The sequence below is a fragment of the Chitinophaga sp. OAE865 genome (assembly GCF_040546735.1).
In the GTDB taxonomy this organism is placed as follows: Bacteria; Bacteroidota; Bacteroidia; order Chitinophagales; family Chitinophagaceae; genus Chitinophaga; species Chitinophaga polysaccharea_A.
In genome coordinates, this window is record NZ_JBEPOF010000001.1 from 1,258,132 (window position 1) to 1,277,504 (window position 19,373).

Genomic DNA, 19,373 nt, shown 5'->3' on the forward strand with positions numbered 1-19,373 from the left:
AATGCTTATTTGATTATATATAGATCACCGGAAAATTACTAAGTATATCATCAATGCTGCTATCACCAATCCTATGCATAATTTCAGCATAAAATTTTCCTTCTGCCCGCTACGGGACGACATTTCCTCTTGCCTTATAATTTTATCAATTTTGGTGTTCATGGTGGCAGCATGTGCACCATATTTTCTGTTTTCGGACAGCCCATCCACATAGGCGAGGCTTTCAGCAAGCGATTTGCCGGTTTGTTCCCTATAGTATTTTACTGCGTACAGTTTTTTGTTTTCTGCAAGTAATGAAAGGATGGTATAATCGATATTATTTCCGGTTTTATAGGGGGGTGTGTTTGGTGCCGACAAACGGAGTTGGTCTACATAATCTTTGGCTTCCTTCAGGTGACATTGGGCAGTATCATATACAAGTTTCACTGCTTCCACTTTCCTGTTTTGTTGTAACAGCAGGCGTACTTTGTTTTCCGTTTCTTTTGAGATGTTCATCATTGAAGATAATGAAAAAAGCGCGAATGTCGATTCGGTATATAATTGTAATTCGTGGTACCACTACATGAGTCGGGTATCTCGTTTGGTAAAATAGTAGTCTGAACTTTGTCGGAAGATGAGGCCATAATCAAATGTAAGCCTCAATAAGAATGAAGTACCTGATTATGGCCTATGGGTTACGACATTTATAGTTACGATATTTGAAGTTCGAAATCTTCTATCCCTTTCATGCGGTTACAAGTTCCAGCCAGGCACTCCAATGCCCGCCATATCCGTAATATGTTCTGCGGAAGATTCTCATTTTATCTGCAGTACCTGTTGAAATAACGGTATATTCCTGTTCTATATCAGCTGTACTGGAATTCTCAGCGTAATAAACTTTCAACATTCCTCTCTTTTGCAATGGAAAATTTATACCAGCATTTACCCAGTTTACAGCAGTAACAGGAAAAAAATATCCACTGGCCGTCATGGCATTCAGGTCTTCATTTCCTGTTAATACAATGCTTTTATTCTCAACGAGCGCATTGGTGGTTCCAAAAGCCGCCCACTTAGAGGTGGCATAAGTCCCTGCCTGCGTGCATATCCATCCTGCATTAGGCTTTTGCGGTGTAATATTTGTGTTTAATATAATGGTACCCCTGCTTATAGCTGACGAATAGTTGACAACTCCGCCATTTATGACAGGCAAATCACTTCCAAAATATATTTTATTAGTACCAAAATGATCAGGGGTGTTAGCGGTGTTCCATGAAGCAGCGTTTCCGGTGAATACTTCCGATACACTTGTATTAAACTGATCGAGACGTTGATTACACGTATTCGATAAGGAAGTGCCACCCCTAGTTGGGCCCCAGGTAACAGGGTAAAAATCAGGTTGGGTGCTATCTGTATGATGGAAGTTCCCGATAATTGAAATTCCCGTGTTAGGATTATTTATATCAGCAGCAACATCCGCCCATATAATATCACCCTCAACATTCTTTTCAAAATAATTAAAGCTAACCACCAGGGATGATGTTAGTTTATATTTAATGCCATATCCTCTCATTCCTTCAATCAGGTTATTTGTGATACTCACATTTGAAACCCGATGTTCGGTATTTGTAGATGCTGAGAAATTGGCAAATGATTCACCACTTTCAAAAATACTGGTTGAGACTTTTATATCATAGGTTCCACCTGTTGTATCGAAAAATACGCCATTCCAGTTTCTTGCCTGGCAGTTGGTCATGTAAATAGATTGAACATAATAATTGCTGCTCAGAAATTTTACGCCTCTGAAACTACATCCCTCAAAGCTTGTTCTGAGGTATTTGTTGGCATCCAACACGTAAGTGCCGGGGTTCGTTATATTACCGGTAAACACAATTTCCCTGAACCTTACTAACTGGGTAACGGGAATATTGGGTTTGACCGGAGTAAGCCTTGTTGAAAATACAGGAATGTTTTGAGTGGCAGTAAGGCCGCCATCAGAAATAACAAAGTACTCTGTAAACCCTGAATCTACCAACCTGTCAACATACAATGACGAGGAGATTTTAAAATCACCATCAAGATGTAGATTCAGGTTATTGCTAACGCAATAATCAATGGCCGCCTGTAACGCAGTAGTATTATCATTCTTAGCAGCGGATGCTCCAAACCATTTTGCACTGATACTACCGGCATATAATCGCAGGAAATATCCATCTGCCCGCGTGTTATGTTTGATGTGGATTCCCTGGTCCAGCGTAGGTAATGGAGTTGCCTGTATCCAAATGAATGTGCCGCCGCCGCCATCTCCTTCATTGTAATAACCGCCTGCTATTATTTCTTCATTTAATGGTGGGGCAGAAATCCCCTGCATCAATAAAATACTTTTTGTGTACATAAACCTGGTTTTAAAAATGGAAAAATTATTGCGCTTCGATTAAGCGATATCATAAATCTAATGGCTAACCACGCAAAGAAAGTGCGTGAGGTAATTGAAGTCTGCTTTCGGACCAGTACTTTTTTGAAGTAGAGAAACCTACAAATGCTATCCAATCATATGGGAGATAAGTTATGAGGTAAAGAGCATATTGTTCCGGTGTTTGCTATGATCTTGCTATATTTCTCAAAAAGTGACAGAAAATACTGCTGAGCAGGAGGCCGGCCTTCAGGTGAAATTGCTGGTGGTTAGCAAAAAAAATGCGCAGTTACTATTTTCAGGATAATAAAAAAGCCCTGATAACTTGCGTTACCAGAGCTTTAAAGGTTATGTCCTGTCATTTAGAAGTCAACCACATTTGGATTGTTATTCCACTCTTTGTTTACAGTAATAGTGAAGTCTCCGTTTACTCTGTCCGGCGCTACTACCGGCTGAAACAATTTCCCTGATACAACAGTGGTTCTATTTCTATACATATATACCTCCACCGATTTGGTTTTCATGTTTTGTGTTGATCTTTCTCTATAGTGGATATTCAAGTTAGTGCGGGTGCCGGTAGACGTACTTCTGGCAACAAGGTCGCTAAAGAATCCCATGGAGCGCTGGGTAACTGAAAGATCTCCTCCGAGGGCTACGCTATTTACGCCGTTCCCCGTAAACAGTGGAATCAGCTGATATTCTTCCATTACAGTTACACTTACTGAATCGGAAGGTGCCATATCTTGAATATTTACTTCGAGCTTGCTCATAATTCTGTCCAGTGTGGGCATTGAAACACTTACAGGTTCCTGACCAACAGTAATAAGTTGTCTGTTATAAAAAATGTCTGGGAAAGGGCTGGTGATTTGATTACCAAACATAGGTATAACTAATATTCCTTCCGATGTATAAAGATCGATCTCTGCGGGGCTTGCCGCAACAGTGACCCAATAAGTTCCTGCCGCAATTGAATCAGATATTGTACCAAAGTTACTTTCCTGTGATGTTTGATGTTTATAACTAACAACCTGCCCATCCTGTGAGAATAAGTAATAATAGATGTCTGAAATGTCAGTCAGTGAAGAATCTCTTGCTGTAGAAGCGGAAGATGATTTGCGCACTGAATTCGTGGGCATCGGCTTTACTTTTTGGATAAAATCAGCTACACTGATTTTTAAAACACTTTTCTGCTGGTTTGTAACAGGAGGAGTCGTGTCATTCTGTTTTGTACATGCAAAGACTACGCATAGTAATAGGCCAACTAACAATTTTTGTTTCATAGATGAATTTTTATGTGATTTTAAATGGATAAATATTTCCAGGAATATAATTTGTAGAAAGGGGTAAAGAGTATAGGTATTGATAAACAGTACAATCTAGTTTGGTTACAAATGAGGTCGAAGATACCAGAAATTTTTAGAACAAACTTCTGTGCGCAATATTAATTTCATTTTTTTATCATGTTCATTGGTAAGTTTGGGTTGGAGAAAATATTGGGAATAATGATGAAGAATAAATAAAAAAAGGACAGACTTGCGTCCATCCCTTTAAAGCTTGCGGAGAAGAAGGGATTCGAACCCTTGATAGGCTTTCACCTATACACACTTTCCAGGCGTGCCAGTTCAACCACTCCTGCACTTCTCCGTGATTATCTTTCCTGAACAAACGGAAGGGTTGATTTTCCAATTCAGGGTTGCAAAGATAATCCTTTACTTTATATTTCAAAAAAAAGTTTAATTCTTATCGTAGAGCTTCCATATACCGCCGCCTAAAAGGCCGCCAACAATAGGTCCTACAATAAATACCCAGAGATGGGAAATAGCGGCACCGCCAACAAACAGGGCTGGCCCGATGCTCCTGGCAGGGTTCACAGAAACTCCTGTAACCGGGATGCCTACAATGTGGATCATGGTCAGGCAAAGCCCGATTGCCAGTCCGGCAAACGCCGTGTTGCCGTTGTTTTTACTGGTGCTGCCATGCACTACTACAAGGAATATGGCGGTCAGGATGATTTCCGCTACCAGGCCGCTGATGAGGGAATAATGATCCGGTGAGCCATCTTCTACTCCATTGGCGCCAAGACCGTTCGCCGCAATACTGTAATCTGCTTTACCCTGTGCAATAAAATACAGGAGCGCTGCAGCTACAATACCACCAATGATCTGTGCAACAATATACCCGCCTGCATCTTTGCCGGATATTTTGCCTGTAGACCACAGGGAAATGGTGATAGCGGGGTTTAAATGACATCCGGAAATATGACCTATTGCGTAGGCCATTGTAACCACTGATAAACCAAATGAAAAAGCGATACCAAGAAATCCAACATGACTGCCCGCTAAAACGGCACTTCCACAACCCATAAATACGAGGACAAAAGTGCCAAAGAATTCAGCAATGCATTTTTGTGATAAGGAAACTCCCATAGAATAATAATTTTTTGTGGTGAATAGAAATTGGGGAATAGCGTTTGGTGATATTTAAATTTACTTTAAATATTCAAAATAAAAAAAAGTGGGATGTATAATTGAATGTACTACCCGCTTCTAAATCCTTCCTTGAATAAGATATTTAATATACTTCAATCGGTGTAAGCTCGCCCCGCAGAGATGTTTCCAGCATTTTTTTGGCATCGCTGACAGAAAGCCCCTGCCCCAGTACAAACATCAGTTTGGTCACTGCTGCCTCAAAGGTCATATCATGACCGCTCACCACACCAATTTCCACCAGGTGCTGGCTGGTTTCATATTTTCCCAGCTCCACAGATCCACCGTCACATTGAGTGATATCTACTATAATAGCGCCGTTGTCGATCACTTTTTTAATGCTCTCTATAAACCAGGGTTGTGTGTTGGTATTACCACTGCCAAAGGTTTCCATGATTACGCCTTTTAAGCCGGATACGCTTAGGGTAGCTTCCACTGCCCTCCTGGTAATACCTGGGAATAATTTTAAGACGGTAATATTTGTTTCCAGTTCTTTATGCACCTTTAATGGTTGTGTGGGTGGGGGTAAAATAAACTGGTGTTTGAACTTGATATCAATGCCTGCTTCTGCAAGTTGCGGGTAGTTCATCGTGTAAAAGGCCTCGAACTTTTCCGCATTATATTTTTTTGAACGGTTGCCTCTGAACAGGGAAAAGTCGAAGTAAATACATACTTCCGGTACCATAGAAACAGTGGTGCCGTTATGCCTGCTGCAGGCTATTTCCATTGCTGTAATAATGTTCTCTTTGGCGTCCGTACGTATTTTCCCGATGGGAAGCTGGGAGCCGGTGAGAATAACGGGTTTGGAGAGATTTTCCAGCATAAAGCTCAGGGCGGAGGCTGTGAAAGCCATGGTGTCGGACCCATGAAGAATTACAAAGCCATCGTAACGGTCGTAGCGGTCTTCAATAATACTGGCCAGTTCCACCCATATCTCCGGCTGCATGTCTGATGAATCTATAGGCGGATTAAATGCGTATACATAAAAATCAATGCCCATCCGGTATAGTTCCGGTAAATTGTTCCTTATCTCGTTGAAGCCGATCGGGCGCAGTGCTTTGGTTTTATCGTCATAGATCATACCTACAGTACCGCCCGTGTAAATTATCAGAATTTTACTCATTGTGCTAGTAGCCATTGCCTGCAAAGGTATTCACTAAACAGTTAGAGCATTTTGAATAATTTCCGGGCATTGCTGCTTGTTATAGCTGCAACGTCTGCTATTTTTAGATTTTTTATATCTGCCACCTTTTCTCCTGCCAGCGGGAGGTAGGCGCTTTCATTACGTTTTCCGCGATAAGGAACCGGCGCCAGGTAAGGTGCATCTGTTTCCATTACAATATGAGCCAGGTCAATTTCTTCCAGCAGTTTGTCCAAACCCGATTTCTTGAAAGTAACCACACCGCCTATACCGAGGTAAAAGCCCAGGTCGATGATTTCCTTTGCCTCATCCAGGGTTCCGGAGAAGCAGTGGAATACCCCGCTCAGGCGGCCATCCTGCAATGCTTTTACTTCGTTGATGCATTCCCGTGTGGCTTCCCGGCTATGGATGGATACCGGGAGGTTGTACTCCCTCGACAATATCAGTTGCTCCTGGAAGGCTTTGTATTGCTGGATTAACAGGGATTTATCCCAGTAGAAGTCCAGCCCTATTTCACCGATGGCGCTGAACGGCCGTTGCTGTAACCAGGCCCTTACCAGGTCCAGCTGCTCATCCACGGCTTCTTTTACATAACAGGGATGTATGCCCATCATGGCGTAAATATGATCCGGATGCTTTGCTTCCAGCGCTAGCATTCCATCAACAGAGCTTTCATCTATATTCGGCAAAAACAGTTTATCTACCCCTGCTGCTATGGCCCGCGCTACCATCTCCTCCCGGTCGGCCTCAAATTCTTCGGAATAAAGGTGCGTGTGGGTATCTATCCAAAGCATAATAATTATTTTATTGAATTTGTAATTTTTTTAATATTTAAACGGTATCTTTATTATTGCAAAGGTAAAGACCGGAAAACCTAATTGCTAATAAAACCTAAACTATGAAAAGCTATTTCAGTACAAATCGTGTGCTGGCATGGACTATTGCCAGCGTGGCGGTTGTCACCATTTTTTTCGCCTGTAAAAAGGAAGTAACCACAGATACCGCACCGAATAACCAGCCTGATAATAACACCATTGCTGCCGCGCAGCACGAGGCCGCCGCCAGCGCTATGTACAGCGGGCTTTTTGAAACAGTGGCCGAAGTAGCCGTTACCCAGGGACTGTTTACAGCCCGCAAGGCCGGTGTGAATAATGTGCTGCCCAATACTGTAACAACTTCTTGCCCGGTAGCAGAGTTATTGGATGCCACCAATCCCGACCAATGGCCTAAAAAAGTGTTGATCGACTTTGGCGAATCCTGCCTCGACCGGTATGGCGTGCACCGCAGTGGTAAATTGAATGTTACTTTCAGTGGCCCGTTGTTTGACCCAGCTTCTACCATTACAGTGGAGCCGGCAGACTATAAGCTTAACGGGAAGTCAATAGAAGGCCTCTTTAAGATCAGCGGTGTAAGCTACAGTCCAACAGCCGGCATCCAGTATACCACTGAATTAACCGGGGGAAAAGTAGTGCTGAACGATACGGTAGTGATCAACTATACCAGCAAAAGAACTGTAAAACAAACAGCAGGGTTTGATCCGGTAACCCCTCTGCTGAATCCTTCTGATGATGTATATGCGGTGGAAGGCAATGCCGGCATTTCTTATGAGAAGGGTCCTGTAACCGGTGTTACCGCTACTTTTATAACACAGGAGCCACTGGTAAAAGTATATGACTGCGGGCACTTCGTAAAAGGAAAACTGAAGGTTGAATTTGATAAGGTAACAGGGGTAGTTGATTATGGAAATGGTAAATGTACCGATCCTGTTACAATTACCGTAGGAGATAAAACAAAACAGATCAGCTTATAATACAACCTGCAACAGCTGTTGCTGATGCTGTTTGTGATCGGCAACAGCTGTTACATGATGGCGGCTACTTCAAATTTCTGTTTCCTGCAATATTCCAAAACCCGTGGCAGCGCATATTCCAGCCGGTCCCAGGCCTTGGCGCTATCGTGAAATACGACGATAGAGCCGGGTTGTAATTTGAATACCACGTTTTGTACGCATGCCTCTCCGTTGATCTGCGTATCGAAATCACCACTGAGAATATCCCACATAATAATTTGGGCGCCGGGGATCTTATCCCTGATCTGTTTGATCTGGAAGGGCGTGATCCTGCCATAGGGAGGCCTGAACAATGGTGAAGCAATATACTTCGCTGCTTCCAGCACGTTTTCAATATATTTCCCCGTATTGGTTTTCCATCCGTTCAGATGATTATGGGTGTGATTGCCGGTGGTATGACCCGCTTCCAGGATCTGCTGGTAAATAGCAGGATGGTCCAATACGTTTTTCCCGATGCAGAAAAAAGTGGCTTTGGCATTGAATTTTGCCAGTTGCTCCAGTACAAAGGGAGTAGCCTGGGGATGCGGGCCATCATCAAAAGTAAGATATACCTTATTGCCTGCCGGGGAAAGATTCCAGACACAGCTTTTATATAAGGCTTTCAGGATGCCGGGAGTTTTAGTAAGATAGAACATATAGCCTTTGGCTTTTAGCGATGAGCTTTAGTATACCGCAATATACTTAATGTCTGTTAGCACAACTTCGCATTAAAAAATTTTAATCTCCACATATCTCCCGGTACAATCACTTTCAGCTAAATGCGAAATCCTTATCTTTGCCGCCTATGGATCACAAAAAAGTAAGAGTGCGTTTTGCGCCCAGTCCTACTGGTGGCTTACATCTTGGAGGTGTGCGCACTGTATTGTTCAACTATTTATTTGCGAAGCAGCATAAAGGCGATTTTATACTGCGTATAGAAGATACAGACCAGACCCGCTATGTTCCCGGGGCGGAAGAGTATATTAATGAATGTTTGCGCTGGTGCGGCCTTACTCCCGATGAAAGCCCGGAAGCAGGCGGTCCGTATGCTCCTTACCGTCAAAGTGAGCGGAAGCAGCTGTACCGTCAATATGCGGAGCAGCTGGTAAAAGCAGGGCATGCGTATTACGCTTTCGATACCCCGGAAGAACTGGAGAGTATGCGCGAGCGCCTGAAAACGCCGGAGAATCCATCTCCCCAATACAACCATATAGTGAGGGAAAAAATGCGTAATTCCCTTACGCTTCCTGATGCAGAAGTACAGGATCTGCTGGCGAAAAATACAGCGCATGTGATCCGTATAAACATGCCTGCCAATGAGGAAATTACTTTTACCGACCTGGTTCGGGGAGAGGTGACCTTTCATACTTCGCAGGTAGATGATAAAGTTTTGCTGAAAGCAGATGGTATGCCTACCTATCACCTTGCAGTGGTGGTAGACGATTACCTCATGAAAATAACCCACGCTTTCCGCGGCGAAGAGTGGCTGCCATCGGCGCCGGTACACCTGTTGCTGTGGAAGTTCCTGGGTTGGGAAGCTGATATGCCGCAATGGGCCCATCTGCCACTGATCCTGAAACCGGATGGCAATGGCAAGCTCAGCAAACGTGACGGTGATCGTTTAGGCTTCCCCGTATACGCCATGAACTGGACCGATCCCAACACCAAAGAAGTTACCAAAGGCTTCCGTGAACGCGGTTTCCTGCCGGAGGCATTTATCAATATGCTGGCTATGCTCGGCTGGAATGATGGTACGGAACAGGAAATATTTTCCCTGGAGGAACTGATACAAAAGTTCTCCCTTGAACGGGTACATAAGGCTGGCGCCAAATTCGATTTCGAAAAAGCGAAGTGGTTTAACCATCAGTATATTCATCACAAAGACAATGAAAGCCTGGCAGCCTTATTTCAGCCGGTACTTGAAGAGAAAGGCATTACAGCGGATCCCGCTTATGTGGCCACGGTAGCGGGGCTTGTTAAAGAACGCTGCTATTTTGTGAATGAAATATGGGACCACGGATTTTTCTTCTTCCAAAGCCCGGGCAGTTATGATGAAGCAGCCGTAAAGCCTAAATGGAACGCAGATAAAGAAGCGTTTTTCCAAACCTGGTCTGAACAGCTGGAGTCGTTGTCTGCATCACCGGCAGCTGAGCTGGAGGCAGCGTTCAAAGCCCTGGCAGCAGAAAAGAACCTTAAAATGGGAGATGTACAACTGCCATTCCGCATTATGCTCACCGGTGGAAAATTCGGACCTCCTGTGTTTGATATCGTAGCCACCCTGGGGGCAGCTGAAACCCGCTCGCGTATTGCAAAAGGGCTGGAAGCGTTTAAATAGGACTGTTAGTTGTTAAATAGATAAAGGCTAAGCGGTGATGAATCGCTTAGCCTTAGTTATTTTTCCACGTTTTTAATTCTGAATGGCTGCTGATCAGGTCAAAGTCGCTGTCGTTGTGCACCACTTCCAGGTTAAAGCTCAGGGCATTTTTCCCCCTCATTTCGTTTAGGTCTCCATCCCATTGTACTTTTCCCTTCAGATTTAAAAATTTGCGCTGATCAATACCTAGAATATATTTTTTAAGCGCTTCATTTATTACTTCTCTTTTGTTTTACCCTTATTGAGCTTCATCGCTTCTTTGATCAGTTTTATCATCTAGGTCTATATTGGTTTTTGCCATATAAAGCGGTTTACTGTAAATAAAAATACATATATAATACACATAAAAAGGCCGGACAGTAACTGCCCGGCCTCCCCATATCTGAAAGAAATATTTTACTTCCCTTTGGCACTTTCTTTTGCCCATGCGTCTTTCAGGGTTACTGTCCTGTTGAACACCACTTTTTCAGGAGTGCTGTCTTTATCTACTACAAAGTAACCTTTGCGCAGGAACTGGAAGCGTTCGCCTGGTTTGGCCTGTAGCAGGCCCGGTTCTACATAGGCCTGTTTAATTACCTGCAATGAGTCCGGGTTGATAAGGGTTTTGAAGTCGGCTTCTTCTGCCTGTGGATTTTCCGCGGTAAACAGGCGGTCGTAGATCCTTACTTCGGCGGTAGCGGCGTGCGCTGCACTTACCCAGTGGATGGTGCCTTTAACGGTTAGCCCGCTCTGGTCGCCCCCACTTTTGCTTTCCGGCAGGTAAGTAGCGTAAATGGTAGTGATATTACCGTCTGCATCCTTTTCAAAGCTTTCTCCTTTGATGATATAGGCGTTTTTCAAACGCACCATCAGGCCGGGCCCGAGGCGGAAGAATTTCTTTGGAGGCTCCTCCATAAAATCTTCCCGCTCGATATATAATGTATTGCTGAAAGGCAGGGTACGGGAGCCTGCGTTTTCATCTTCCGGATTGTTATCGGCGGTCATTTCTTCTACCTGTCCTTCGGGATAGTTGGTGATCACCAGTTTTACGGGGTCCAGTACGGCCATTACGCGGTTGGCGGTCCTGTTCAGCTCTTCGCGGATACAGAATTCCAGCAGACCCAGTTCGATCATATTATCGCGTTTCTGTACACCTACGCGTTCGCAGAGCTGACGGATACTGGCTGCGGTATAGCCACGGCGGCGCAGGCCGCTGATGGTAGGCATACGGGGGTCATCCCATCCGCTTACATGGCCTTCTTCCACCAGCTGTTTGAGTTTTCGTTTACTCATCACCGTATAGGTGAGGTTTAAGCGGGCAAACTCGTACTGGCGGCTGGGGAAGATCTCCAGTTCTTTAATGAACCAGTCGTACAGCGGGCGGTGCGGAATAAATTCCAGCGTACAGATGGAATGGGTAATATGTTCAATGCTGTCGCTTTGTCCATGCGCAAAGTCATACATTGGGTAGATGCACCATTTATCGCCGGTACGGTGGTGGTGTGCATGTTTAATGCGGTACATCAGTGGGTCGCGCATGTGCATATTGGGCGAAGCCAGGTCTGCTTTGGCGCGGAGGGTTTTTTCACCGTCTTTGAATTCGCCTTTGCGCATCCGCTCAAACAGGTCGAGGTTTTCCGCTACGGAGCGGCTCCTGGCCGGGGTGGGCGTACCTGGTATGGTAGGCGTACCTTTGGCAGCGGCAATTTCATCGGCGCTGGCGTCTTCCACATAGGCCAGCCCTTTTTCTATCATTTTTACGGCAAATGCGTAGAGTTGTTCAAAGTAATCGGAAGCATACAGCTCCTTCTCCCACTCAAATCCCAGCCAGCGGATATCATCTTTAATAGATTCCACGTACTCGGTATCTTCAGTAACCGGGTTGGTATCGTCGAAGCGGAGATTGGTTTTTCCATTGTATTTCTGGGCCAGTCCAAAGTTCAGTACAATGGATTTGGCATGACCTATATGCAGGTAGCCATTGGGTTCGGGCGGGAACCGGGTCAGTACCCGGCCGTCATTTACGCCGTTCGCTATGTCTTCCTCAACAATTTGTTCTATAAAATTGAGGGATCTTTCTTCGCTCATAATAATTTTATCTTGGACGGCAAATGTACAAAAAAGCCGAGAGCTTAAGCTTTCTGCTTTTTCGTACATTTACTTCCTTAATATGAAAATGGTATGGTCAACCCGTTAAATCGTCCTGTTCGTGTATTGGTAGCTAAAGTAGGCCTGGATGGCCACGACAGGGGCGCAAAGGTAATTGCGGCAGCACTGCGGGATGCCGGCATGGAGGTAATATATACCGGTTTGCGCCAAACCCCGGAGATGGTGGTGAATGCCGCCCTGCAGGAAGATGTGGACGCTATAGGCATAAGCATTCTCTCCGGCGCTCATATGACCGTATTCCCCAAGATCATTGCCCAAATGAAGGAAAAGGGCATGAACGATGTGCTGCTCACCGGTGGTGGCATTATTCCCGACGCCGATATGGAGGCGCTGCAGGAAATGGGGGTAGGAAAACTGTTCCCTCCCGGTACCAACACCAAAGACATTTCCGAGTATATCACCAGCTGGGTGGCCAGTCACAGGAATTTTTAAAAAAATTCCCGGATCGCCGTAACATTTTTTAAACCGGGTCGTCTTTAGTGGAAATAGTCCACCAAATATCTAAAAAACCATAACACCCGTTTTATGAAATGTAAGTTATGCCCGTTATTCCTGTTACTGTTGATATTGTGTTGTAATGTATTCGCCCAGGAAAAGAAAGACTCGGTCACTAAGACTACGACCACCACTTCTGCTAACGCTGATACCTCTGTTGTTAGCAGTGAGAAAACCGTTTTTTCCATCATTTTCGGAAAATATCCCAAACACCGGGAAGGAGTGTACGTAACCCACGGTGGAGATGGCGCCCTATTGTCCTTTGCTTCTATGAAAAACAACGGGGAGCATCTGCGTAACATTCCGAGGTTTACCATGTTTCTGAATATCGGCTCTAACTTTAATAAGGACTTTTCCCGGAATTTTGGTGTTTTTACAGGGATCAACCTGAAGAACATCGGGTTAATCTCAAAGCCTACGGATTCCCTGAAATTGAAACAGCGGGTGTACACCCTGGGAGTTCCGCTGGGTATCAAGGTAGGGGATCTTTCTTCCGGTAGCTTATTCTTTTTTGCCGGTGGCGAAATAGACATGGCTATTAACTATAAAGAAAAACAATTTGTGGATGGCGATAAGGTCCATAAATTCAATGAATGGTTCAGCGACCGTACGCCCCTGCTGATGCCTTCCCTGTTTGCAGGTTTCCGCTTTAATCCCGGCTTCGGACTGAAAGTGCAGTACTATCCGCAGAATTTCTTTAACAAAGACTTTAAAACAAAAGATAAAGATGGCAACTCCGTTTACCCCTACAAAAATTTAGAGGCCAACCTGATCTTTGTTACCTTCAGTTATAACTTCAGCGGCATCGATTATTTTAAAGTAAAGAGAAAAAGACACTATATGAAGATGAAAAGTGGCAAAGCAGAGTTTGAGGTGAATTATTGATATAAGTAGTTAAGTGTTATTATCCACCAGGCTATTTCAAAGCAACGGACAGCCATCTGTTGGTAATTTAAGATTTTTATATTTCTTCTAGTTTTCTGCTAAATTGATGTATAAAGCTTCAGAGGTAGGTCTTTGAAGCTTTATATTTTTTTGATTTAAAAAGGATGAGAGGGTAGCTAAAGATTTTGATGTAAATTTGTCAAAATAGTTTTATTTTATAAAGGAACACCCCAAAAAAAAATTGTTTGTTATGAAACACCCATCTTATTTCCTATTACGGATATTGTTTGTATTTATTTTTCCAATTGTTTTAAGCTGAAAAAAAGAAGGAAATGGCTCAGGAGATTCTACAACGATTCATCCTGGTGATTCCTTGGTTTTATATCCTAGAAAAGCACACGTTGAAGGAGCGTTGCCTTTTGATATTAAGTTGGTACAGGCCATGGATCCAAAGCGGATCCCTCTGCCGCCTCCGCAAATGGGTTTTCGTAATGAATATGAAGATAGATCAGAAGCTTATACCAGGGAGATTATTGCAGAAAACTGGACAATCAACGGTAAATGGTTTACTTTCAAAAGCATCTTGACTTTTCCATATGTTAACAATCCTGAACTCATTAAATCGGCATATTTGACACTTCATTCACATTTATCCCCTGGGGAAGGCAATAAAGTTGATGCTAATTCGGGGCCCAATAACGCATTTTATATCCGACGTATTGATATGGACTGGGATGTATATTATCCGCAAACTGTAACCTCTAAAAGTGATGTTTACAATTTTGGAAGTACATCTGAAGATCAGGTATTGGTACCGCATACTAATTTGAAGCAGCTTGACATTACTGTTGATGTAACTGCACTTATGAAAAAGATGAAGAATGTAAATGCAAGTGGATTTATGATGGGATTTATGATTGAACTTAAAGAAAGTTCTAAAGTCCTTAATACAAGGATTTTTTATTCTAATCAGTATCCCGATAACATTACTCCAGATGTGGCTAAGGCGCCCCGGCTTGTTATTAACTATTAATTTTACGAGATGCACTATTTTAGCGGTAAAAGAAGGCGGAACTCATTAAAAGAACAGGATTATCGTACTGCGACCTCTTTGAGAAGATCATTAAAGAGGGAGTGCTAAAAAGAGTGAATCCTTTTGTAGGTGGTGGCCCTGTAACCAGTTATAATGGTGAACGGGCTGAAAGATATCTCAATCTTATATAGACCTCTTTCTTGAGGCTGAATGCTATGAGCTTAAGCGTGCGTTCCGGCCGCGACAAGCAACTGGAGGCGGCTATCGGGCTGATTCGTTAGGTTATTGAATATTGCTTAATATTGATAAACTAAAATACGGCACATGTATCAGACCATAAGCACCCATTTGGAGAATAACATCCTGACGATCACCATTAACCGCCCGGAAAAGATGAATGCCCTCAACCAGCAGGTGCTGGCGGACCTTGCCTTGGCAATAGATGAAGTGTACAGCAACAGGCAAATCAAAGGAGCCATTATTACCGGCGCAGGCGAAAAAGCATTTGTAGCCGGCGCAGATATCAGCGAGTTCCTGACGTTATCAGATAAACAGGGAGAAGAACTGGCCAAGAAAGGCCATGTTATCTTCCAACGCATAGAAAGCAGCCCTAAGCCTATCATAGCCGCTATAAATGGTTTTGCATTGGGCGGGGGCTGCGAGCTGGCTATGGCCTGCCATTTCCGGATTGCCAGCGAAAACGCGAAGTTCGGACAGCCGGAAGTGAACCTGGGGCTGATCCCCGGTTATGGCGGCACCCAGCGGCTTACCCAGCTGATTGGTAAAGGGAAAGCCCTGGAGCTTATGCTCACAGGAGATATGATCAATGCCACCGAAGCACAGGCCTGGGGACTGGTGAACCATGTTTTAAAGCCTGTAGAATTGCTGCCCAAAGCTATTTCCATCTTACAAAAAATACAGACAAAAGCACCGCTGGCAGTAGCCCGTGTGATTAAATGCGCCAATGCCGCACTGGACAAAGACCAGGATGGCTTTGAACTGGAGCTGAAAGAATTCGGGGCCTGCTTTGCTACAAAAGATCTGCAGGAAGGCGCTGCCGCCTTTATCCAGAAAAGACAGGCGAATTTTACCGGGGAATAGCTTGCAGCCCAAACCGTAAAGCCGTACTTTTGTAGCCTTAAAAGTTTAAGTCATGGAATTCAGAATAGAGAAAGACACAATGGGCGAGGTAAAAGTGCCTGTAAATGCCTATTATGGTGCTCAAACACAGCGCTCCATTGAAAATTTCAAGATCGCGCAGGACATCAATAAAATGCCGAAGGAAATTATCAAGGCATTCGCTTACCTGAAGAAAGCGGCAGCTATCACTAACCTCGAAGCAGGTGTACTGTCCAAAGAGAAAAGTGACCTGATTGGCCAGGTATGCGATGAAATACTGGAAGGTAAACTGGACGACCAGTTTCCGCTGGTAGTATGGCAAACAGGCTCCGGTACCCAGTCTAACATGAACGTAAACGAAGTGGTGGCCTACCGCGCCCACGTTATTCATGGCGGTCAGCTTACTGATAAGGACAAATTTGTTCATCCAAATGATGATGTGAACAAATCACAGTCTTCCAACGACACCTTCCCTACTGCCATGCACATCGCTGCTTATAAAATGCTGCTGGAAGTAACTATTCCAGGCATTACAAAGCTCCGTGACACCCTGGCTAAAAAAGCAGAAGCATATAAGAATGTAGTGAAAATTGGCCGTACCCATTTTATGGATGCAACGCCACTTACACTGGGACAGGAAATCAGCGGCTATGTTGCCCAGCTGAATCATGGCCTGAAAGCCATCAACAATTCACTGCCTCACCTGAGCGAACTGGCATTGGGCGGCACTGCTGTTGGTACTGGCATCAATACACCTAAAGGATATTCTGAAAATGTAGCAAAGAATATTGCGCAGTTAACCGGTTTGCCTTTTATTACTGCTGAGAATAAATTTGAGGCGCTGGCTGCACACGATGCTATTGTGGAAGCACATGGCGCTCTGAAAACAGTAGCTGTAAGCTTAATGAAGATAGCCAACGATATACGCATGCTGAGCTCCGGCCCCCGTGCAGGTATTGGCGAAATTCATATCCCCGACAATGAGCCGGGATCATCTATCATGCCGGGTAAAGTAAACCCCACCCAGTGCGAGGCCCTCACCATGATCGCCGCACAGGTAATGGGTAATGACGTTGCCATCAGCATCGGAGGCGCCAATGGCCACTTTGAGCTGAACGTGTTTAAACCGGTGATGATCTTCAACTTCCTGCATTCTGCACGCTTAATCGGCGATGGTTGCGTAAGCTTCAACGATAAATGTGCCGAAGGCATCGAACCAATTGAAGCCAATATCAAAAAGCACGTGGAGAATTCCCTTATGCTGGTAACTGCACTGAATACCAAAATAGGCTACTATAAAGCAGCTGAAATTGCGCAGAAAGCCCATAAAGAAGGAACTACCCTCAAGGAAATGGCCGTGAAACTGGGTTATGTTACCCCAGCCGAATTTGATGAGTGGGTGGTGCCTGCAAACATGGTAGGAGAAATCAAGTAAGTACAGATCATATTTATGGAAGAAAAGAGTCCCGCTGACAACGGGGCTCTTTTTTTATTACCTTCCCTGTAAATAAGCACTATAGCCATGGAAATACTCTTTTTCAGCGCACAGCCATACGACATCTTTTATTTCAATCAAAGCAACCAGTCGGGGGAACATCGTTTCCGCTTCCTGGAGGCGCAGTTAAATGAAGATAATACCGCCCTGGTAAAAGAAGAACCTGTTGTTTGCGTGTTTGTGAACGATAAGGTGAACGCTGCTGTAATTGATATACTCCGGCAAAAAGGAGTTCAACTGATAGCATTACGTTGCGCAGGATTTAATAATGTAGATCTCAAAGCCGCCGCTGCCGCTGGTATTAAAGTAGTAAGGGTACCTGCCTACTCACCCCATGCAGTGGCAGAACATGCTGTTGCTTTACTGCTGGCGCTGAACCGTAAAATATATAAATCGTATAATCGTGTACGTGACGGGAACTTTACACTGAACGGCCTGGAAGGTTTTGATCTCTACGGTAAAACAATTGGCGTGGTAGGTACAGGAAATATCGGAGCTGTATTTTGCAGGATTATGCTGGGCTTTGGATGTAAGGTATACGCCCATGACATATATGAAAATGAGGAATTAATGGAGATAGGTGTAAAGTATGTGCCTCTTGATAAAATTTTTGCACAGTCGGAGGTGATATCGCTGCATTGCCCGCTGATGGAAAGTACCCGGCATATGATCAATGAACAGGCTATTGCCACTATGAAAACAGGCGTGGTCCTGATCAATACCAGTCGTGGCGGTTTAATAGATACTGCCGCAGTCGTGGCAGCATTGAAGGTGGGGCATATAGGCGCATTGGGAATAGATGTGTATGAACAGGAAGAGCACCTGTTTTTTCAGAATTTTTCGGGAAGTATTATCCAGGATGATGTGTTATCAAGATTAACAACATTTCCGAATGTGCTGGTAACTGCCCATCAGGGCTTTTTTACAAGGGAAGCGCTCACACAGATAGCAGAGGTAACGCTGAACAATATACGTAGTTTTGAGAAAGGGGAAGTAATATTAAACGAGGTGAAGTAAGGTGTAAATAATAGTACGCAGGCTCAATATGATAATAAGTACTCCTACCATTATCATCAGCGGTTTACGTTTTATCCTGCGCACCAGGATGGCAGCAAACGGAGAGGCAATTACACCGCCTATCACCAATCCCACAATCACCTGCCAGCTGGAGATGCCGGTAAAGATGAGGAATGTGGCAGCGCTGGAGAGTGAAATAAAAAACTCTGCCGCATTTACAGAGCCAATGGTATAGTGTACGGTACGGCCTTTACTCAATAAGGTAGAAGTAACAATGGGGCCCCAGCCACCACCACCGATGGCGTCCATAAATCCACCGGCGAAGGCCAGGGGAGCAAGTCTTTTTGTTTTTGTTTTCCTTTTATTTTTCTGGATCCCTTTCCGGATCACAATAATACCAAGTACGAGCAGGTAAGCGCTGATAAAGGGTTTAATAACATCTCCATCTATCTTGTCGGCTAAGAGGTAGGCGCCTGAAACGGCACCGATCATACCTGGTATGAGCAGGCAAAGGAATAGTTTCTTGTTAACGTTGCCCAGTTTAAAATGCGCAAAGCCGGAAGCCCCGGTAGTAAATACCTCTGCCACATGTACGCTGGCGCTGCTGATGGAGGGGGATACTCCCAGGCCCAGTAACAACGACGATGAAGTGGCGCCGTAAGCCATACCCAATGCGCCGTCTACCAGCTGGGCACATAGTCCTACGATAATATAGAACAACAGTTCCGTGGTAAAAAGAGAATGAAAGAACCGGCGCACATCTCCCTGTACAGCATCCGGCACTTCAAAGTAATAGAGGGCTGTTAGCCCTGTAACAATCAACAACGATACAACAGCAATCTGCCACCATTTGATGGATGGCTGCGGCTTTGCGGATACGGTGCCTGCAACGGCTGTTGTACGTGTAGTCATTCCGGTTATATTTGGACATTTTTGGAAAAGGGATGCAGTTATACAACTGCA

Annotated in this window: 17 protein-coding genes and 1 tRNA gene; 8 read left to right on the top strand and 10 right to left on the bottom strand. The window is 44.4% G+C overall.

Annotated features, from left to right (window positions below; genetic code table 11):
• Nucleotides 1-24: 24 nt before the first annotated feature.
• The 7 genes from ABIE50_RS05320 to ABIE50_RS05350 form a co-directional block, all read right to left on the bottom strand.
• Nucleotides 25-498, bottom strand: coding sequence for a hypothetical protein (locus ABIE50_RS05320; RefSeq protein WP_209855146.1), 474 nt, complete (start codon nt 496-498; stop codon nt 25-27).
• A 226-nt stretch (nt 499-724) separates the two neighbouring features.
• Nucleotides 725-2,371 (bottom strand): hypothetical protein, encoded by a 1,647-nt coding sequence (locus ABIE50_RS05325; RefSeq protein ID WP_209855144.1) that lies wholly within the window; start codon nt 2,369-2,371, stop codon nt 725-727.
• 380 nt (nt 2,372-2,751) lie between these two features.
• Nucleotides 2,752-3,669, bottom strand: a complete 918-nt coding sequence (locus ABIE50_RS05330) for a hypothetical protein (RefSeq protein WP_209855142.1) — start codon at nt 3,667-3,669, stop codon at nt 2,752-2,754.
• Between the two features lie 277 nt (nt 3,670-3,946).
• Nucleotides 3,947-4,033 (bottom strand) — tRNA-Ser (locus ABIE50_RS05335).
• 89 nt (nt 4,034-4,122) lie between these two features.
• Nucleotides 4,123-4,815, bottom strand: a complete 693-nt coding sequence (gene aqpZ / locus ABIE50_RS05340; RefSeq protein WP_209855140.1) for an aquaporin Z — start codon at nt 4,813-4,815, stop codon at nt 4,123-4,125.
• Nucleotides 4,816-4,960: 145 nt separating this feature from the next.
• Nucleotides 4,961-5,998 carry an asparaginase gene (locus ABIE50_RS05345; RefSeq protein WP_209855138.1) on the bottom strand — a complete coding sequence of 346 codons (1,038 nt, stop codon included), beginning with the start codon at nt 5,996-5,998 and terminating at the stop codon, nt 4,961-4,963.
• A 41-nt stretch (nt 5,999-6,039) separates the two neighbouring features.
• On the bottom strand, nt 6,040-6,810 hold the full coding sequence (locus tag ABIE50_RS05350; RefSeq protein ID WP_142684119.1) for a TatD family hydrolase: 771 nt from the start codon (nt 6,808-6,810) through the stop codon (nt 6,040-6,042).
• A 104-nt stretch (nt 6,811-6,914) separates the two neighbouring features.
• Here ABIE50_RS05350 and ABIE50_RS05355 point away from each other — a divergent pair, with 104 nt between their 5' ends.
• Nucleotides 6,915-7,826, top strand: a complete 912-nt coding sequence (locus tag ABIE50_RS05355; protein ID WP_209855137.1) for a hypothetical protein — start codon at nt 6,915-6,917, stop codon at nt 7,824-7,826.
• 50 nt (nt 7,827-7,876) lie between these two features.
• Here the strand turns inward: ABIE50_RS05355 and ABIE50_RS05360 are convergent, their stop codons facing one another.
• Nucleotides 7,877-8,500: a polysaccharide deacetylase family protein gene (locus tag ABIE50_RS05360; RefSeq protein WP_209855135.1), complete on the bottom strand. Its 624-nt coding sequence runs from the start codon at nt 8,498-8,500 to the stop codon at nt 7,877-7,879.
• Between the two features lie 149 nt (nt 8,501-8,649).
• On the opposite strand from ABIE50_RS05360, the gene gltX reads away from it, so the two are divergent.
• On the top strand, nt 8,650-10,179 hold the full coding sequence (gltX, locus tag ABIE50_RS05365; RefSeq protein ID WP_209855133.1) for a glutamate--tRNA ligase: 1,530 nt from the start codon (nt 8,650-8,652) through the stop codon (nt 10,177-10,179).
• A 435-nt stretch (nt 10,180-10,614) separates the two neighbouring features.
• Here the strand turns inward: gltX and ABIE50_RS05370 are convergent, their stop codons facing one another.
• Nucleotides 10,615-12,285, bottom strand: coding sequence for a glutamine--tRNA ligase/YqeY domain fusion protein (locus tag ABIE50_RS05370; protein ID WP_209855131.1), 1,671 nt, complete (start codon nt 12,283-12,285; stop codon nt 10,615-10,617).
• Between the two features lie 93 nt (nt 12,286-12,378).
• On the opposite strand from ABIE50_RS05370, the gene ABIE50_RS05375 reads away from it, so the two are divergent.
• The 6 genes from ABIE50_RS05375 (at nt 12,379) to ABIE50_RS05400 (ending at nt 18,410) form a co-directional block, all read left to right on the top strand.
• Nucleotides 12,379-12,798 carry a cobalamin B12-binding domain-containing protein gene (locus ABIE50_RS05375; protein ID WP_142684112.1) on the top strand — a complete coding sequence of 140 codons (420 nt, stop codon included), beginning with the start codon at nt 12,379-12,381 and terminating at the stop codon, nt 12,796-12,798.
• A 93-nt stretch (nt 12,799-12,891) separates the two neighbouring features.
• Nucleotides 12,892-13,746, top strand: coding sequence for a hypothetical protein (locus ABIE50_RS05380; RefSeq protein WP_209855129.1), 855 nt, complete (start codon nt 12,892-12,894; stop codon nt 13,744-13,746).
• A 373-nt stretch (nt 13,747-14,119) separates the two neighbouring features.
• Nucleotides 14,120-14,779, top strand: coding sequence for a hypothetical protein (locus ABIE50_RS05385; protein ID WP_209855128.1), 660 nt, complete (start codon nt 14,120-14,122; stop codon nt 14,777-14,779).
• 324 nt (nt 14,780-15,103) lie between these two features.
• Nucleotides 15,104-15,880 carry an enoyl-CoA hydratase/isomerase family protein gene (locus ABIE50_RS05390; protein WP_209855126.1) on the top strand — a complete coding sequence of 259 codons (777 nt, stop codon included), beginning with the start codon at nt 15,104-15,106 and terminating at the stop codon, nt 15,878-15,880.
• A gap of 52 nt (nt 15,881-15,932) precedes the next feature.
• On the top strand, nt 15,933-17,333 hold the full coding sequence (gene fumC / locus ABIE50_RS05395) for a class II fumarate hydratase (protein ID WP_209855124.1): 1,401 nt from the start codon (nt 15,933-15,935) through the stop codon (nt 17,331-17,333).
• 87 nt (nt 17,334-17,420) lie between these two features.
• Nucleotides 17,421-18,410, top strand: a complete 990-nt coding sequence (locus tag ABIE50_RS05400) for a 2-hydroxyacid dehydrogenase (RefSeq protein WP_209855122.1) — start codon at nt 17,421-17,423, stop codon at nt 18,408-18,410.
• Here ABIE50_RS05400 and ABIE50_RS05405 read toward each other — a convergent pair.
• Nucleotides 18,393-19,322, bottom strand: coding sequence for a sulfite exporter TauE/SafE family protein (locus ABIE50_RS05405; RefSeq protein WP_209855120.1), 930 nt, complete (start codon nt 19,320-19,322; stop codon nt 18,393-18,395). The two genes, ABIE50_RS05400 and ABIE50_RS05405, sit on opposite strands and share 18 nt — an antisense overlap.
• Nucleotides 19,323-19,373 lie beyond the last annotated feature (51 nt).

Excerpts from the sequence above, each read along its gene's own strand:
- aqpZ (WP_209855140.1), bottom strand. The coding sequence starts at position 4,815 with ATGGGAGTTTCCTTATCACAAAAATGCATTGCTGAATTCTTTGGCACT.
- ABIE50_RS05330 (WP_209855142.1), bottom strand. The coding sequence starts at position 3,669 with ATGAAACAAAAATTGTTAGTTGGCCTATTACTATGCGTAGTCTTTGCA.
- ABIE50_RS05400 (WP_209855122.1), top strand. The coding sequence starts at position 17,421 with ATGGAAATACTCTTTTTCAGCGCACAGCCATACGACATCTTTTATTTC.
- fumC (WP_209855124.1), top strand. The coding sequence starts at position 15,933 with ATGGAATTCAGAATAGAGAAAGACACAATGGGCGAGGTAAAAGTGCCT.
- ABIE50_RS05350 (WP_142684119.1), bottom strand. The coding sequence starts at position 6,810 with ATGCTTTGGATAGATACCCACACGCACCTTTATTCCGAAGAATTTGAG.
- ABIE50_RS05360 (WP_209855135.1), bottom strand. The coding sequence starts at position 8,500 with ATGTTCTATCTTACTAAAACTCCCGGCATCCTGAAAGCCTTATATAAA.
- ABIE50_RS05380 (WP_209855129.1), top strand. The coding sequence starts at position 12,892 with ATGAAATGTAAGTTATGCCCGTTATTCCTGTTACTGTTGATATTGTGT.
- ABIE50_RS05345 (WP_209855138.1), bottom strand. The coding sequence starts at position 5,998 with ATGAGTAAAATTCTGATAATTTACACGGGCGGTACTGTAGGTATGATC.
- ABIE50_RS05325 (WP_209855144.1), bottom strand. The coding sequence starts at position 2,371 with ATGTACACAAAAAGTATTTTATTGATGCAGGGGATTTCTGCCCCACCA.
- ABIE50_RS05370 (WP_209855131.1), bottom strand. The coding sequence starts at position 12,285 with ATGAGCGAAGAAAGATCCCTCAATTTTATAGAACAAATTGTTGAGGAA.
- gltX (WP_209855133.1), top strand. The coding sequence starts at position 8,650 with ATGGATCACAAAAAAGTAAGAGTGCGTTTTGCGCCCAGTCCTACTGGT.
- ABIE50_RS05320 (WP_209855146.1), bottom strand. The coding sequence starts at position 498 with ATGATGAACATCTCAAAAGAAACGGAAAACAAAGTACGCCTGCTGTTA.
- ABIE50_RS05390 (WP_209855126.1), top strand. The coding sequence starts at position 15,104 with ATGTATCAGACCATAAGCACCCATTTGGAGAATAACATCCTGACGATC.
- ABIE50_RS05375 (WP_142684112.1), top strand. The coding sequence starts at position 12,379 with ATGGTCAACCCGTTAAATCGTCCTGTTCGTGTATTGGTAGCTAAAGTA.
- ABIE50_RS05405 (WP_209855120.1), bottom strand. The coding sequence starts at position 19,322 with ATGACTACACGTACAACAGCCGTTGCAGGCACCGTATCCGCAAAGCCG.
- ABIE50_RS05355 (WP_209855137.1), top strand. The coding sequence starts at position 6,915 with ATGAAAAGCTATTTCAGTACAAATCGTGTGCTGGCATGGACTATTGCC.